This window comes from Accumulibacter sp., assembly GCF_023806565.1.
Classification (GTDB): domain Bacteria; phylum Pseudomonadota; class Gammaproteobacteria; order Burkholderiales; family Rhodocyclaceae; genus Accumulibacter.
The window spans coordinates 1-16091 of the sequence record NZ_JAMTDV010000093.1; the positions used below are offsets into that span (position 1 = coordinate 1).

The 16091-nt window shown below is 59.6% G+C and carries 14 protein-coding genes; 3 read left to right on the forward strand and 11 right to left on the reverse strand.

Annotation, left to right across the window (positions count from 1 at the left end; all coding sequences use genetic code 11):
* Positions 1-220: 220 nt before the first annotated feature.
* The 10 genes from NFV80_RS10825 to rpmH form a co-directional block, all read right to left on the reverse strand.
* Entirely contained in the window at positions 221-586 is a 366-nt protein-coding gene (locus NFV80_RS10825) for a hypothetical protein (RefSeq protein WP_295330793.1), read from the reverse strand.
* Between the two features lie 273 nt (positions 587-859).
* On the reverse strand, positions 860-2860 hold the full coding sequence (locus tag NFV80_RS10830; RefSeq protein ID WP_295330795.1) for an AAA family ATPase: 2001 nt from the start codon (positions 2858-2860) through the stop codon (positions 860-862).
* 12 nt (positions 2861-2872) lie between these two features.
* On the reverse strand, positions 2873-3109 hold the full coding sequence (locus NFV80_RS10835) for an AlpA family phage regulatory protein (RefSeq protein ID WP_295330797.1): 237 nt from the start codon (positions 3107-3109) through the stop codon (positions 2873-2875).
* Between the two features lie 114 nt (positions 3110-3223).
* Positions 3224-4003, reverse strand: coding sequence for a hypothetical protein (locus NFV80_RS10840; protein ID WP_295330799.1), 780 nt, complete (start codon positions 4001-4003; stop codon positions 3224-3226).
* A gap of 98 nt (positions 4004-4101) precedes the next feature.
* Positions 4102-5415, reverse strand: coding sequence for a tyrosine-type recombinase/integrase (locus tag NFV80_RS10845; protein WP_295330800.1), 1314 nt, complete (start codon positions 5413-5415; stop codon positions 4102-4104).
* A gap of 348 nt (positions 5416-5763) precedes the next feature.
* Positions 5764-7134 carry a tRNA uridine-5-carboxymethylaminomethyl(34) synthesis GTPase MnmE gene (gene mnmE, locus NFV80_RS10850; RefSeq protein WP_296758660.1) on the reverse strand — a complete coding sequence of 457 codons (1371 nt, stop codon included), beginning with the start codon at positions 7132-7134 and terminating at the stop codon, positions 5764-5766.
* Positions 7100-8785, reverse strand: coding sequence for a membrane protein insertase YidC (yidC, locus tag NFV80_RS10855; protein ID WP_295329044.1), 1686 nt, complete (start codon positions 8783-8785; stop codon positions 7100-7102). The genes mnmE and yidC overlap by 35 nt, the downstream gene beginning before the upstream one ends.
* A gap of 27 nt (positions 8786-8812) precedes the next feature.
* Positions 8813-9022 (reverse strand): membrane protein insertion efficiency factor YidD, encoded by a 210-nt coding sequence (gene yidD, locus NFV80_RS10860; RefSeq protein ID WP_296758663.1) that lies wholly within the window; start codon positions 9020-9022, stop codon positions 8813-8815.
* A gap of 4 nt (positions 9023-9026) precedes the next feature.
* The gene (gene rnpA / locus NFV80_RS10865) at positions 9027-9392 is read right to left on the reverse strand and encodes a ribonuclease P protein component (RefSeq protein WP_295325495.1); all 366 of its coding nucleotides are present in this window, start codon (positions 9390-9392) and stop codon (positions 9027-9029) included.
* 29 nt (positions 9393-9421) lie between these two features.
* Entirely contained in the window at positions 9422-9556 is a 135-nt protein-coding gene (gene rpmH / locus NFV80_RS10870; protein WP_295325498.1) for a 50S ribosomal protein L34, read from the reverse strand.
* Positions 9557-9861: 305 nt separating this feature from the next.
* Here rpmH and dnaA point away from each other — a divergent pair, with 305 nt between their 5' ends.
* The 3 genes from dnaA (at position 9862) to gyrB (ending at position 15137) form a co-directional block, all read left to right on the forward strand.
* On the forward strand, positions 9862-11262 hold the full coding sequence (dnaA, locus tag NFV80_RS10875; protein WP_295325501.1) for a chromosomal replication initiator protein DnaA: 1401 nt from the start codon (positions 9862-9864) through the stop codon (positions 11260-11262).
* 209 nt (positions 11263-11471) lie between these two features.
* Complete coding sequence (gene dnaN, locus NFV80_RS10880; protein ID WP_295325503.1) at positions 11472-12602, forward strand: DNA polymerase III subunit beta; 1131 nt, start codon at positions 11472-11474, stop codon at positions 12600-12602.
* 66 nt (positions 12603-12668) lie between these two features.
* The gene (gene gyrB / locus NFV80_RS10885) at positions 12669-15137 is read left to right on the forward strand and encodes a DNA topoisomerase (ATP-hydrolyzing) subunit B (RefSeq protein ID WP_296758666.1); all 2469 of its coding nucleotides are present in this window, start codon (positions 12669-12671) and stop codon (positions 15135-15137) included.
* A 21-nt stretch (positions 15138-15158) separates the two neighbouring features.
* On the opposite strand, the gene pyrF is transcribed toward gyrB, so the two are convergent.
* The gene (pyrF, locus tag NFV80_RS10890) at positions 15159-15971 is read right to left on the reverse strand and encodes an orotidine-5'-phosphate decarboxylase (RefSeq protein ID WP_296758667.1); all 813 of its coding nucleotides are present in this window, start codon (positions 15969-15971) and stop codon (positions 15159-15161) included.
* Positions 15972-16091 lie beyond the last annotated feature (120 nt).

Below are 16091 nucleotides of genomic sequence, written 5' to 3' on the forward strand. Positions count from 1 at the left end.
TCGACGCCCTGTAGGCCCCCTTGAACTGGCTTGACCTCCTCTTTGGGCGCCCGAGGTTCACGACACGCGAGGTTGCCGAAAGCTGCGCCGCGAGGCCGAACGGTTCCAAGCTCTTGTGCTGGTCATCGCCCGATGCGGGATTGCTCATGACTTCCTTCTCATCGGCGAAAGTTCAATTCCCATATCCGTACCGCCTCACGAATGCTACTCTCTCTGCGCATCAGTGCGAACCTTCGCCTGACAGTAGGTACGTCATCAGATCAGGCCCGACGACGACGACGGCCACTAGCCGGCAGAGGGTTGCCAGCAGCTTGCCATGCTCATCGCCGGCGGCAGGGTCGTATCCGTGTCGGAACAGTGCCCAGATGAGGGTTTCCGACTGCGGACTGAGTCCGGCCTTGCTGGCGGCTTCCATGACGCGATGAACGCCGCGAAGGCAATGCGCACATGACTCCGGGTCGCACTGGTAGGAGAAGGCAAGAACGCCTGCCAGAGCAAACAGTCCGGCCATGGTCAGTTTCGCTTCTGAACCATCCGGGGTGGCAAACAGGCCGGCGGCAATGGCTTGAGGTGTTGGGGTGATCATGTCCGGGCCTCGCGTTGCGCCAGTAGCGATTGTGTCACCAGGTTGCTCATCTCGTTGGGGTGCCGATCTTTCAGGAACGAATCGCCGCAGTTTGGGCAGGTCGCGATGGTCATCTGCTAATCCCGAAATTCCCGAAAACGGGAAGCACGCACGATGCCCGCAATTTGCCCGCAAATCGCCCGCATTTCCGGCAAACCTATGCCCGCACTCCACGCACCCCCTTTAAGGGGGCGTGGGGGGCTTGGTTTGCGGGGAAGGGAGGGAAAAAAGCTTTCATTCTTCGCCCTCGGCTGGTGTGAATATGCCCCGAACGATGCCCGGAACTATGAGCCCGGCCCCGCGTAGCGTGTTGCGGATTCGCTCCATTGAGGATTCACGCGCTCGCGGTGTCTTGCCGCTCAGTAAGCCAGCATTCCCGCAGGCGTCACGCCAGTCTTTCAGGCTTGGCGTCGATTCCCGGCAAAGCTCGCGCAGCATGCCGAGTGCAGCCACTTCCCGTGGGCCTACGGCGCCCGCTTCCTGCCGTTCAAGCGCGGCCGGTTCCAATGCCCCGCCGATGCCCCTGCGAAGCCACAGGGGCGCGAAGGATGCCGGGGGCAAAGCGTTGCCCTTGGTCGCCAGTAGTTGCACGTGTGCCTTCCTCTCTGCAATGTCGGTGATGCCGAATTGGCGCGCCTCGGGTGGGGTCATCGTGCGCAGCACGAACTCAAAGCGCACGCAGTCGGTCAAGGAGCCCGATCCGCGCGCGGTATGGCTTCCCGGCTCGTCAAGCGCTTGCGAACCTTTGGCGGCGTGCGCCGATAGCAACACGCAGGCGCCGGTGTCGATTGCCAGCCGGTCTACCAGTTCGCCCAAGCGTCGCTGGTGTGCCGGGTTCAATTCGTCGCCATCGGTCAGAGCCAGTGCAGGGTCAAGCCCGATGAAAGCCAGATCCCTGGTCATCCGCAGGCGGCGCAGCAGGTCGGCGGCGCGCTCGGTCGGAATCAAGACGTTGCCGGCGGCCAATCGCAGCAGGCGCGCATCCTCGCCGGCCAGCGGATAGACGGTCAGTCGCTCGGCCACCAGTCGGCGCTCGTCACGCATGAGCATGCGACCGATCAGGCTCAGGGCATGGTGAGCGTCGGCGGCGGTGTCCTCGGCCAGCAGCAGCACAGCGCGGCCGGTTGTCGCCACTTCCCAGGGCCAAGGCAAGCGGCCGATGCAGGCGCCGACGGCGAGGTGAAACAGCGTGCGCGTTTTCGATGATCCACCAACGGCCGCAAGCAGTCCGGCCCGACCGGCGGGCATGCGCTCGGTGATGAACCAGCGCACCGGTGGTGCAGGCGTCGAAAGACATCCAGCAATGTCCAGTCCTTCGCCGGGCCAGGTGCCCGCCAGAAAGGCGCGGCGTACAACGTCATCGCCTCGCAGGCGCGCCAGGTCGTTGAAGTCGCTGGCCCCGTCCGGTCGGTCGGGGCCGAAGTCGGGAACTATCAGCCGGCCGTTGATGGCCTTCGCGGCCTCAGTCGCCTTCGTCAGGCCCGGATTCCCTTCGGTGCGGGAATCATCGTCGGCGCACAGGATCAGCGGCAGGTCGGGGAACTTCTCCCGCAGGGCCTTCGCAACAGGGAGCAGATTGCCGGCGTTGAAGGCCACGGCTACCGGGTAGCCGGTCGCTTCTTGAATGCTCGCTCCGGTTGCGAAGCCTTCGACGATGCACAGCGCCGTTGCGTCTCTTGCGCTGCCGATGCTGAAGTAACAGCCCGTCACGCGTCCGCCTGTCAGGAAGCGTTTTTCGCCATCGGTGCCGATGAATTGCAGCGAGTGCACCTTGCCGCCGGATCGCATCGGGATTACGAGCTTTCCTTGATGCAGTAGCGCGCCGTTCGCCTTGATGCCCTTGCGAATCAAATAGGCGTGTTTGTCGGTCGCCGGTGTCGCTTCCTTCAAGATCACCGCCGCTGTCGCTGCGGCTTCGGCCTGTCGCCGCGCTTCCTCGGCTTCGCGCTCGCGTCGCATGGCTTCGACCTTGGCCCGGTGCTCGGCTTCCTCTGCCGGCGTCAGGTCCCGGCCAAGATGGGCTCGCCAGGATTGCGTCAGGCTCATGCGCCAGTCACCGAAACTCCCGGCGGGAATGCCGTCGACGTGCAACAGATACCAGCCCGCATCGTCATTGCGCCGTCCGTTGCTGGCGAAGCGCCGTAGCTTGCCGTCCGCTTCGATGGTTTCCGGTGGCACCAGGCCGGCTGCCTGAATCGCCTCGCGGAATTGCTCGATAGGGTTGCCGGGCATCATTGCCGCTTCCCTTCAAGCCTTGCGGCTCTTCTGGATTTGGGCGGTCAGCCAGGCGTCAATCTCAGCCTCGATCCAGCCGACAGCCTTTGCGCCGATGTCAATCGGTCTCGGAAAGGTCGGGTCATAGTCGCTCGGCCTCTTGGGGTTATGCCGCAGCTTGGCATAGATGGTCGAACGGGAAAGCCCGGTACGGGCTTCCACTTGCTTGCGCCGAATAATGGTCAGCGCGGATTGGGTTTGTGCGGCCATGTTCCGCTCTCTCCTGTAAAAGGTAAAGCGTCCCGGAACTGACCGGAACGTGGCCGCTTTTTACTATTCCCTTCGTAGGGCACGGAACAGTGTCATGGTGCCCTCTTTGGTGCCCTATTCAGTGTCGTCAATGGCGTCTGGCTTGATGAGCATGGCAACTGTCTTGGCGTTGCGTGATGGCCCACCATCTCTATCAGCCTTCCATCCAAGCGCGCAGTCTATCTCTTTGGCGATGTTGACTTGCTTGGGAATGCGCCTTGGGTCGTAGTCCGTCCAGTTGTTTCGCATGATCTGGAACACCGCAGCGAGGGCTTTCGGTAGGTGAGGGAGGTTGACTGACACAGTGCCAGCGGTCGGTAGCGGTTGCTCGGCACGATTTTGGCCGCCATGACCCGCCACGCGCTCAGATCGCGCATCATCCGATCGGAATCCCTCGATGACCACATCACGAAGTTCTACTGGAATCAATGGGGAGAAGTTCAGTTCTCGGTCACCGGGGCGTTCATCAATCCAATCCAGACGTTGTGGAGAATAACCCTGACAGAATGCCTGCTCAAATTCGTCTTTCCAAAGGAAGACGCCACCTGGAAGCAACGGTATCGATTCGGCTAGCCAGATTGGGCGAGTCAAGTCTTTGTCATCGCTCATCGCCTTAAGCTTGGCATCAAGTCCCTTCAAACGATCGTCAACACCGTCCCATTCCTTCGGCAACATTGGCGAACAAGCGCCATCCGCAGACAGTTGATAGGCGCGCACGCCATCAAAGTTGTTCATCGAATCTCGGTAGGCTAGCGATTTAGCGACTACATCCGGCGACATCCACCACCCTGTCACATACGGAATAGCCCTAACCGGAATAGCCTCGCGGCCGCCAATGACAAACGCGATGTTCATCGCGCCCCTTTCACGCTTCGCCCTTGGTTCAGGATGCCGCGCCAGCCGGGCAAGGGTTCCCGGTTTTCGGTGATCGGCCTAGGCGCGGCAAAACTCAATCAAGCCGCCCGGAATTCCTTCCCGAAGCGGCCAATGATCACTTTCCGCCCTTCCTCGATCTGGCTATCCACGAAGTCCGCCCACCATTGCAGCATTTCGCGCCGTTGGTCGGCGTACTGCGCCCGGTTGTAGACGCCCCGGATGCCCTTGGTTTCATGGGCTAGGGCCTTCTCTATCCAATCCGAATTGAACCCGGCCTCGTGCAAGTGCGTTGAGGCAGTCCGCCGGAAGTCATGAATCACGAAGTCCCGCACATCGATTTCCAGCGCCCGCACCGCGACATTCAGGGTGCTATGGGCAATGGGTTGATTGAGACTGCCACGACTCGGGAAAACCCACTCTGAACCGCTCGCCAGTCCCTTCAGTTCCTCGAACATCGCTATGGCTTGGCGAGACAACGACACCAGGTGCGGCTTGTCCTTTTTCATCCGTTCGCCGGGGATCGACCATTCCGCTTTGGCGAAGTCCATTTCTTCCCACTTCGCTTCGATCAGTTCGCCCTTCCTGACCATGCACAGGATGAGAAGGTGCAGCGCCAACTTATGCGCCCGCTTCATGGATGATTGGTAGATCGACCGCAGCAGCCGGCCGATTTCATCCGACGACAGCGCCACGTCGCGGCTTCTGGCACTGGCGATGAATTTCGCTTCCACTGCCGCCGCCGGGTTGAACGTCACTTTCTGCCTTGCTATGGCATAGGAGAACAGGCGCTTCAGCACGTTGCGGGTTTGCAGCGCCATCTGATCAGCGCCACGCGCCTTAATAGCGTCGGTAATTTGGAGCACGTCATCAACAGTCACGTCGACGATCTGCTTCGCGCCGATCGCCGGCAGCACGTCCTTTTCCAGGACGCGCTTGATGTTGCGCGGGGTGCTGTTGGCAGGCTCGGCAACTTCGGCGAACCATCGCCAGGCGAAGGCTTCCACCGTGTTGGCTTCCTTGGCTTCGATCTCCTGGGCCTTCACCTTCGCCACCGTTTGCGGACACCACTTCTTGAGGAAGGCGGTAGCCAGTGCTGTGACTTCCGGCAGCGTGTCGTCTGGGATCTTGTCGCCGCGCTTCAAGGCCATCGGCGATAGCCCACGTTGCGCCAGCGTCGTGCAGGCCTCCCGCCATTGCCGGGCATTGGCCAGCGAATAGGAGGGGTACTCGCCAAGGGTCAGCTTCTCCTGCTTCCCCGCAAGCCGGTAGCGGATGCGCCAGACCCTTGCACCGCCGGGCATGACTTCAACGAACAACCCGCCGCCGTCGGCTTCCTGATAGGCCCTTTCACCCGGCTTGAGATTCTTCAGCCTGGTATCGGTCAGCGCCATGCCTCACCCCCTTTTTGTGCCCATGAAGCAGCGCCACCATGGGCGCAGAATGAAGCCATGGGCACAACTGCCTGAATCCCTAGTGCTGCTTGCTCTCTAGCCATTTTTCCGCCCCTTGTTCTGCCCGTCAGCTTGATTTCTCAAAAGCGGAAAATTCCGTTTTTCCTCTGATTCCGCTTATCGCATGTGCCCATGGTCACGGCAGAATTCACACCATGGGCACAACCATGGGCACAATTTTAAGCGGATTCGTGCGGAACATGCAAGCCAACAGCAGAACAAAAATCCAGCTTTTACAATGGATTTCATATGGTTATCGGTATGTGTCGGAACGCTCAGGAAGGCTTGCTACTTTCCGATGCAGAAGCGCCCGAAGATCTCGCCCAGCAGATCGTCGGCAGTGAATTTCCCGGTGATCGCAGCCAGGGCCAACTGAGCCAGCCGCAGTTCCTCGGCGAACAACTCGAGCCGCGGCAACTGCTCGCACGCCGTTTCGAGGTGCTGGCGAGTGTCGGCAAGCGCTTGCAGGTGCCGCTCGCGAGCGATGAAAAGATCCTCGGAGGGATGCCAGCCGACGACCCGCAACAATTCCTGGCGCAGCAGTTCAATCCCTTCGCCCGAGCGTGCGGACAGCGCAATCTCGATCGCGCCGTCGTGCTCACGGCGTTCGGCGGCGCACGGTACGAGATCGATCTTGTTATGAACGGTGAGGCGGACGAGATGAGCGGGCAACTGCGCGAGAATGGCGCGCTCCGCATCGCCGACGCCGCTGCGGGCATCAACCAGCAGGACGATTGCGTCGGCACGCTCGATCTCGCGCCAGGTCCGTTCGATGCCGATCTTCTCGATTTCATCGTCGGTTTCACGCAGGCCCGCGGTATCGATCACGTGCAGTGGAATTCCTGCAAGTTGCAAAGTGCCGCGCACCAAGTCACGAGTGGTTCCGGGAAGCGGCGTAACGATGGCCAGGTCGTCGCCGGCGAGGCAGTTGAGCAGGCTCGATTTGCCGACATTCGGCTGGCCGGCGAGCACGACGTGCAGACCTCCCTGCAGCAATCGGCCCTGCCGGGCACGTGCAAAGAGCCCACCAAGCCGTTGCTGCAGACGTTCGAGACGGCCAAAGGCATCCGCCGCTTCAAGAAAATCGATCTCCTCATCAGGAAAATCGAGCGTTGCTTCGACCAATGCACGCAGCTCGACGAGTTGCTCGAGCAGCGCATTCACCTCCCGGGAAAATTCCCCCTGCAGCGAGCGTACGGCGCTGCGTGCCGCGACGGCAGTGGCCGCGTCAATCAGATCAATGACTGCCTCGGCCTGAGCGAGGTCGAGCTTACCGTTGAGGAACGCGCGCCGGGTAAATTCGCCAGGCTCAGCGATACGCGCGCCAAGCTCCAGGCAACGAGCCAGCAACATCTGCAGGACGATCTGGCCACCGTGCGCGTGCAACTCAAGCACCTCCTCGCCAGTGAAGGAGCGTGGCGCGGGAAAATGGAGCAGCAGTCCGCGGTCGATGATACTGCCGTCAGCGCTGGTGAAGTCGGCAAGGATGGCGGAACGGGGCTCCGGTCGCTTGCCACTCAGGGCTGCGGCGAAATCGAGGAGGCCTTGTCCGGAGAGCCGAATTACGCCGATCGCAGCGCGACCGGCAGCGGTCGCGATGGCGGCGATCGTTTGCCTGACCGGTTCAGGCCTTGCTGTCGTTGGCGGCCTTTCCGCCACTCTCGATCATCCGGGTGATCTGCCACTGCTGGGCAATCGACAGGATGTTGTTGACGATCCAGTAGAGTACCAGGCCAGCCGGGAAGAAGAAGAACATGGCGCCGAAGATGAATGGCATCATCATCATCACCTTGGCCTGGATGGGGTCAGGTGGGGTCGGATTGAGTTTCGTCTGGATCAGCATCGTCACTACCATGACGACTGGCAGGACGTAGTACGGATCGGCCGCGGACAGATCGGTGATCCACAGGATCCACGGTGCATCGCGAATTTCGACGGCACCCAGCAGCGCCCAGTACAGGGCGATGAACACCGGGATCTGCACGGCTATCGGCAGGCAACCACCGAGCGGATTGATCTTTTCGCGCTTGTAGAGCGCCATCATCTCCTGGTTGAGCTTCTGACGGTCATCGCCATAGCGTTCCTTGAGCGCGGCGAGCCGGGGCGTGACCGTCCGCATCTTGGCCATCGACTTATAACTGGCGGCCGACAGCGGAAAGAAGAGCAGCTTGATGCCGATGGTGAGCAGCACGATCGACCATCCCCAGTTGCCGACCAGTCTATGGATCGCTTCCAGGCACCAGAAAATTGGCGCAGCAATGATCGTCAACCATCCGTAATCGACGACGAGTGGCAGTCCCTGTGCACCAATGCCACCTTCTGCTCTGGGTCTTGCCAGTTGGTCGAGAATAGCCTGGACCTGCGGGCCGGCGTAGATCGGTACCGAAATCGCCGCCGTTCCGCCCGGAACGACGACCGGCGCCGGCACGATGACGCCAGCGGTGATTTCCGGACTGGCAGTGTTTTCGAGCTTGCGCATGTAGAACTCGCGCGTCGGTCCGGGCTCGGGAATCCAGGCCGCGACAAAATAGTGCTGTACCATGGCAACCCAGCCGTTGTCGGCCTTGGTGGCGAACTTGGCCTTGCCTTTCTCGATATCGGCAAAGCTCACTTTCTGATACTTGTCCTGTTCCGTGTACACCGCGGGACCAGTGAAAGTCGACACCATCGAGCTTTCTCCTTCTGGAGCAGCGGTGTCGCGCTGCAGTTGATAGTACGCGTGCGCGGCGAGTTCCTTGTCGCCGCCGTTGGCGATCTCATAGGCGACGTCAATCAAATAGCTGCCACGGCGGAACGTATAGATTTTCGTGACCTTGACGCCGTTACTGACGGGTGCCTCCAGGCGCAGGATTACGGTTGCTGCATCGCCGACGAGTTCCCGCCTTCCGGCGACCACGGAGAACATCGTTTTGTGATTCGGCAGGCCGTCGCCAATCAGACCACTCTGGGCGACGTATTGGTGTTTGGCGTCGAACAGGGCGAAGTCCTTTGCCTTGTCCTTGCTGTCTTTGTAGGCGTTGAATTCGAGGCGCACGATATCGCCACCGCGTTTCGAAATCTCGGCCACGAATAGATCGGTCGTGACTGTGACGGTCTCCACCTTTTCGACGGGGGAAAGCGGCACCGCCGCGGGCGCGGCGGGAAGCGCTGCGTGAAGATTGACCGAAGGTTGTGGTGCAGGAGCCTCGCTCGAACTCGCGGTGGTCGCCGCTGGTACGACCTTCGGGTGACTGTATTTCTGCCAGGCATCCCAAAGCATCACCAGCGAGAACGAAAAAACGATCAGGAGAAGCAGGCGTCGGTTGTCCATGAAGTCCCTATGGAATTCTGTGTTTGTTCAGGGTACAGGGTCGACACCACCCGCATTCCACGGATGACACCGGCACAGGCGCTGCAAGGCCAGACGGGCGCCTCTGGCAGCACCGTATTTTCTCACCGCTTCCGTGGCGTACTCCGAACAGCTGGGGAAAAAACGACAGCGAGGTCCGAGCATCGGGCTGATCGCACATCGGTAAAAGCCTAGCAGCGCAAGCAACATGTATTTCATCGTCTCATTGTCGAGGTGAAGTCGCTTTGCTCAGCAGGGTCCGGATTTCGTGCGCGAGAGCCTGTCGGTCAATGGCCAGGGGTTTCGCCGCCAGGCGCAGGACGAAATCGTTCGAGCGAAGACGGGCACGCATCAGGCGGAATTGCTCTCTGGCGAGTCGCCGGACAAGATTCCGATCGACGGAACGGCGCAGGAAGCGCTTGGCGACGACCAGACCAAGTCTCGCTCCCGGCACTTCATCAGCACCGCGCGCGCGGTAATGTAGCAGGAAATGACGACTTTTCAGTGCCTTCCTGAAACCAAAAACGGATGAGTATTCATCCGTTTTGAGCAGGCGATAGTGCTTGGGAAAAGCGGCGACCGATGGCACACGATCGGCAGCGTTCTCCGACCGGTTGCTCAAACTGCCAAGCGGTGACGGCCCTTGGCACGACGAGCGTTGATCACCGCACGCCCACCGCGAGTGGACATGCGGACCAGGAAGCCATGCGTCCGCTTGCGACGAACGACCGACGGTTGATAGGTGCGTTTCATGGTTAAGCCTTTGAAGTCAAAGCAAGATAAAACATGAGATTAGACAGTGCAGGGCATGGTCTTGTCAAGGCTATATTTTTGACCAAGCTGTGGATAACTACCAGTCAACAGGTTAGAATTTGCTCTGAGGGGCGTACGTCAAGAATCGTCGAACAGTGCTGCGGCGAACCATTCCGTCTCGCCCATTGGCCGTCAGCGTTCGTCCGCCGCCGAGAGGAAGCGTGCAGCGCACTGATCAAGAAGAGAAATCATGTTGGTCGCGCTTGGCTGCTGCTCCTGTTCAGGATTTGTCTTCATGAACCTCGATGTGTAGTTTTTGGGTTTCCTGTCTGAGCCAGTTCGAGCAGGAACTCCCCCCTCAGCAATTCAATACCTGGATCCGCCCGCTTCGCTGCGAAGGCGAGGACGACGTGGCACACGGCCTGAGGCTGCTGGCGCCGAACGGTTTCATCCTCAAGTGGGTCAAGGAGCGCTACCTGGCACGTGTCGAAGCGCTGGCAAGCGAGTATTTTTCAACGCCGGTCAATGTCGCCTTGAGCATCGCCGAACGGGCTGCGGCTACTCGCGTCGAGACCGCCCCGACAAGCGAGAAGGCACCATCGACCTCACTTGGGGCGCTGGCGGCCGTTGGCTCGGCAAGCAGGAAAATTTCGCCGTCGGACAGGGATAGAGGGAGCTACGAAAAGACGCGGCTCATTGCTGGCTTCACCTTCGAGAATCTGGTCGTCGGCAAGGCCAACGACCTGGCACGCGCGGCGGCCCGGCAGGTGGCGCTCAGCCCCGGGGGAGCCAGCTACAACCCGCTGTTCATCTACGGCGGTGCTGGCTTGGGCAAGACGCATCTGATCCATGCGATTGGTAACCAGATTCTCGAACATGATCCGGACAAGATCGTCCGTTATGTCCATGCCGAGGACTACTATTCCGACGTTGTGCGCGCCTATCAGAAGAAGTCGTTCGACGTCTTCAAGCGATACTATCGTTCGCTCGACGTTCTACTGCTCGACGACGTTCATTTCTTCAATGGCAAGAACCGGACACAGGAGGAGTTTTTCTTCGTTTTCAATGCGTTGAGCGAAGCAAAAAAGCAAATCGTGATCAGTTCCGACACCTATCCGAAAAACATTTCGGGGCTCGAGGATCGTCTGATCACCCGCTTTGACTGGGGACTTACCGTCCAGATCGAGCCGCCGGAAACGGAAATGCGCGTGGCTATCCTGAAGAAGAAGGCGGAAGCAGAAGGCGTGGCGCTGGATGACGAGGTCGCCTTCTACATTGCCAAGCACTTGCGCTCCAACGTGCGTGAGCTCGAGGGCGCTCTTAAGAAAGTGCTCGCGTATTCTGCCTTTCATGGACAGCAGATCGCTCTCGATCTGGCGAAGGAAGCACTGAAGGACGTGATCGGCTCGGTCAACCGCCAGATTACGGTCGACAGCATCCAGAAAACGGTGGCCGAGTATTTCAAGATGAAGGTTGCCGACCTGTTCTCAAAGAAGCGCACCCGGGTGATCGTTCGGCCGCGTCAGATCGCCATGTGGCTGGCAAAGGATCTGACTTCGCTGAGCTACCCGGCAATTGGTGACGCCTTTGGTGGCCGTGACCACACAACCGTGCTGCACGCCGTGAGGACGATCGACGAACTGCGCACGCGGGACAACGAGCTGAATCACGACGTGCACGTGCTTCTGCAGGTCCTGAAAGGTTGACGAAGCCGGGAAAAGTCTGTGGGTAAACGGCTGGCAAGAAGTGAACAACTGCTTCCGAAAAGGCTTGTGGAAAAGTTGTCCGCTTCTGTCCACCGCCCGATCCCCCTCCTGTACAGGCCGATGAGTAAACACAACATATTGAATTAATTTGAGAAAATTCATTTCTTAACAGCTTTGTCCGGACTATAGTCTTTATAGGATCTATAAACATGCTTCTAAGCAAAACACGACGGGACACCCTTCTGGCGCCCTTGCTGGCTGTGTCTGGGATAGTGGAAAGGCGTCATACCTTACCCATTCTGTCGAACGTCCTGCTGGAGAAGCGGGGAGATCTGTTGACGCTTCTCGCGACGGACATCGAGATTCAAATCACTACTTCGACCAGCGACGTCGGAGAGGGAAGCGATGGGGCTGTCACGGTTTCTGCACGCAAGTTGCAGGACATTCTGCGTTCCTTGCCGGAAGCGGCGGAGGTGAGTCTGAGTCTGGAGAACAGGCGCTTGCTGGTGAAAGCGGGGAAGAGCCGTTTCCATCTGCAGACCCTGCCGGCAGACGACTTTCCTTCCATGTCGATAGCGGACGGCGAGGTGACGAAGCTGCTGGTGAGTCAGCGGCAGTTTCGCCACTTGCTGTTACAAACGCAGTATTCGATGGCTACACAGGATGTCCGCTATTACCTCAACGGGCTCCTCCTGCTTGTGGAAGCCGGGGAGTTGCGTGCAGTGGCGACCGACGGTCATCGACTTGCCTACGCAAGCATGCCGCTGGCGACCGACGAGGAGGGCCCGTCGGAGACGGGCGGCTTCCGGCGAGAGCTGATCTTGCCGCGCAAGACGGTGCTTGAACTCGGACGTCTGCTGACCGATGGCGATACCCCACTATCGATCGAGATTCTGCCCACACAAGTGCGCTTCCAGTTCGGTCAGATCAATCTCGTGTCGAAGCTGATCGACGGCAAGTTTCCGGACTATCAGAGGGTGATTCCGGCAACACTCCGGAACGTCGTTACGGTAGGCCGTAGCGCGCTGTTGCAGTCGATGGTTCGCGCGGCGATTCTGACCAACGAGAAATTTCGCGGTGTGCGCCTGATGCTGGGCGAAGGCAGCTTGAAAATCATGGCTGCCAACGCCGACCAAGAGGAGGCCCAAGAAGAGATCGAGGTGGAGTACAGCGGCGAGCCACTCGATGTGGGTTTCAATGTTGCGTATCTGCTGGATGTGTTGAACAACCTTTCGGACGAATCGATCGAGTGGAGTTTCAACGATGCGAGTTCGAGCGCCCTGGTGACGGTTCCGGGCAACGATCGTTTCAAGTACGTGGTCATGCCGATGCGCATATAGAGTGCATCGCGAGAAAGCGCTGCAAGTGGCAACAGAAGTTCAATGGAAGAGATAGGCGGATTCAAAATGATGGAAGAGAACGAGCAGTTTGCGTATGACGAGTCGAGCATCCAGCAACTCGAAGGTCTCGAAGCGGTTCGCAAGCGTCCCGGCATGTACATCGGCGATACCTCGGATGGGACGGGCTTGCACCACATGGTCTTCGAGGTCGTCGATAATGCGATCGACGAGGCCCTGGCCGGTCATTGCGACGAGATCGTCATCACCATCCATGCCGACAGTTCGATTTCAGTCAGTGACAATGGTCGTGGCATTCCGACGGGCATCAAGTTCGATGACAAGCACGAGCCGAAACGGTCGGCAGCCGAGATCGTCATGTGCGTTCTGCACGCTGGCGGCAAGTTCAATCAGAACTCTTACAAGGTCTCGGGCGGTTTGCATGGTGTTGGCGTGTCCTGCGTCAACGCGCTGTCGCGCTGGCTCCGCCTGACCGTGCGCCGAGATGGGAAGAAGCATTTCATTGAATTCAATCGGGGATTGGTAGTTGATCGCCTGATTGAAGTACAGCGTGGCGTCGAAGTGTCGCCGCTCAGGGTGGTCGGCGACAGCGAGAAGCGTGGCACCGAACTGCATTTCATGGCCGACGAGGAAATTTTCGGTGCGGTGGAGTTCCACTACGAAATCATTGCCAAGCGCCTGCGTGAGCTTTCCTTCCTCAACAATGGAGTGAAGATCCGCCTCAATGATCAGCGCATGGGCAAGGAGGAAGACTTTGCCTTTCTTGGCGGGGTCAAGGGTTTCGTCGAATACATCAATCGCAGCAAGGCGGTCCTGCACACGAACATTTTCCATGCCAAGGGCGATTCGCTGAGCGCCAATGGAGTGATCAGCGTCGAAGTTGCAATGCAGTGGAACGACAGCTATGCGGAACAGGTGCTGTGTTTCACGAACAACATTCCGCAGGCTGATGGAGGAACGCACCTGACCGGGCTGCGCGCAGCGATGACGCGCGTGATCAACCGTTACATCGAGGAAAACGAGATCGCGAAAAAGGCGAAGGTCGACATCACTGGTGACGACATGCGTGAAGGCTTGGCCTGCGTGCTGTCGGTGAAAATGCCGGATCCGAAGTTCGCGTCACAGACCAAGATGAAGCTCGTTTCCTCCGAAGCGCGTCCAGCGGTCGAAGAGGTGGTGGCTGCGAAATTGACCGAGTTTCTCCAGGAGCGGCCCCTCGACGCGAAGGTAATCACCGGAAAGATCGTCGAGGCGGCGCGTGCGCGCGATGCCGCACGCAAGGCGAGGGAAATGACCCGGCGCAAGGGACTGCTCGACGGAGTCGGTCTGCCGGGGAAGCTCGCCGATTGCCAGGAAAAGGACCCGGCGCTCTGCGAGTTGTACCTGGTCGAAGGTGATTCTGCCGGAGGGTCGGCCAAGCAGGGTCGTGACCGCAAGTTTCAGGCAATTCTGCCGCTCAAGGGAAAAATCCTCAATGTAGAAAAGGCGCGCTTCGACAAGCTGATTTCATCGCAGGAAATCGCCACGCTGATTACCGCGCTGGGTACCGGCATCGGCAAGGATGAATACAAGCCGGAGAAACTTCGTTACCATCGTCTTATCATCATGACCGATGCCGATGTGGACGGCGCGCATATCCGCACCTTGTTGCTCACGTTCTTCTATCGGCAGATGCGCGAGCTCGTCGAAGGTGGCCACATCTACATTGCCCAGCCGCCGCTCTACAAGGTGAAGCATGGGAAGACCGAGCGCTATCTCAAGGACGATCAGGCCCTGAAGCAGTTCCTGCTGAACTTGGCGCTCGAGGGTTCGGCACTGACGCCGCGCGCTGGTGCTCCCGAGATCTCGGGGGGTGCGCTCGAGCTGCTGGCGAGAGAGTACCTGCTGGCCGAGGCGGTGATCAACCGTCTCTCGCATCTGATCAACCCGGAAGTTCTGCACGCACTGGTGGACAGCAATCTGGAAATCCGGCTGGCCGATGAAGCGTCGGCAGTGGTGAGCGCGGATGCACTCATGCAGGCGGTGGGCAGCACGCCGGGGATCAGCATCGCGGCACGCTACGACATGGCCCAGGAACGCTGGCAACTGCGTCTGGAGAAAGTCCTGCATGGCAATCTGAAGCTCGGCGTCATCGATGACGATCTGCTGGTCAGCGGTGACTATGCGCAGCTTCGCAAGACGGCGGAAATCCTGGCTGGTCTTTTCGGGCCGGGCGGTTTCGTTACGCGCGGCGAAAGAAGGAAATCCGTGAGCAGCTTTGCCGAAGCGATGCAGTGGCTGCTCGACGAAGTCGAGCGCAGCGTGACCAAGCAGCGCTACAAGGGCCTTGGCGAGATGAACCCTGCACAACTCTGGGAAACGACGATGGACCCGAAAGTGCGTCGCCTGTTGAAGGTGCAGATCGAGGACGCAATCAGTGCAGACGAAATCTTCAGTACCTTGATGGGCGAGCTCGTGGAACCGCGTCGCAGCTTTATCGAGTCGAATGCGCTGGCGGCGCGGAATATCGACGTGTGAGCGTGTATTCCGGTAGCACGCTCAGCGGTAGCGGTTGATCAGGTCGCGAGTTGCCAGCGCCACGCTGCGGGCGGCGGTTGCATGGTCCTGACCGGTTCCCGCGTAGAGAATGGCGCGAGAGGAGTTGATGATCAGGCCAGCGCGATCGGACGAGATCCCGGCGCGCACGGCGGCTTCGACGTCGCCACCCTGGGCGCCGATGCCGGGAACGAGCAACGGCATGTCGCCGATCAACGCGCGTACGCGCGCCAGTTCGTTCGGGAAAGTGGCGCCGACGACCAAGGCACATTGGCCATTGGCGTTCCATTCACCGCTGGCGAGACGGGCAACGCGTTCGTACAGCCTTTCGCCGCCGACTTCGAGGAACTGCAGATCGCTGCCGCCGGGGTTGGACGTGCGGCAGAGGAGGATCACGCCCTTGCCCGGAAACGCAAAGTAGGGTTCCAACGAATCGCGCCCGAGATACGGGTTGACGGTAACAGCATCGGCACGATAACGCTCGAAGGCCTCGATGGCATACTGCTCGGCGGTGCTGCCGATATCGCCGCGCTTGGCGTCGAGAATCACTGGCGTGCCCGGATGCATGGTGTGGATATGGGCGATGAGCGCTTCAAGCTGGTCTTCGGCACGATGCGCGGCGAAATACGCGATTTGCGGCTTGAAGCAGCAGACGAGATCGGCGGTAGAGTCGACGATCGTCCGACAGAAGTTGAAAATCGCGTCAGACCGGCTCGCGAGATGCAGCGGAAAGCGCGCGGGGTCGGGATCGAGGCCGACACAGAGAAGGCTGTTGCGCTCCTTCCAGGCGGAGCGGAGGGCGGCGATGAAGTTCATGGCAAGGTCAATCCGGACTAAAGCCATATTCTAGAAGGTGTTGAGGCCATTTGGCTGGCGTCGTCTGTTGGCAACAAATAGACCTGTCCGGTTTTGTAGCAGATGAATTGTCCGCTTTGA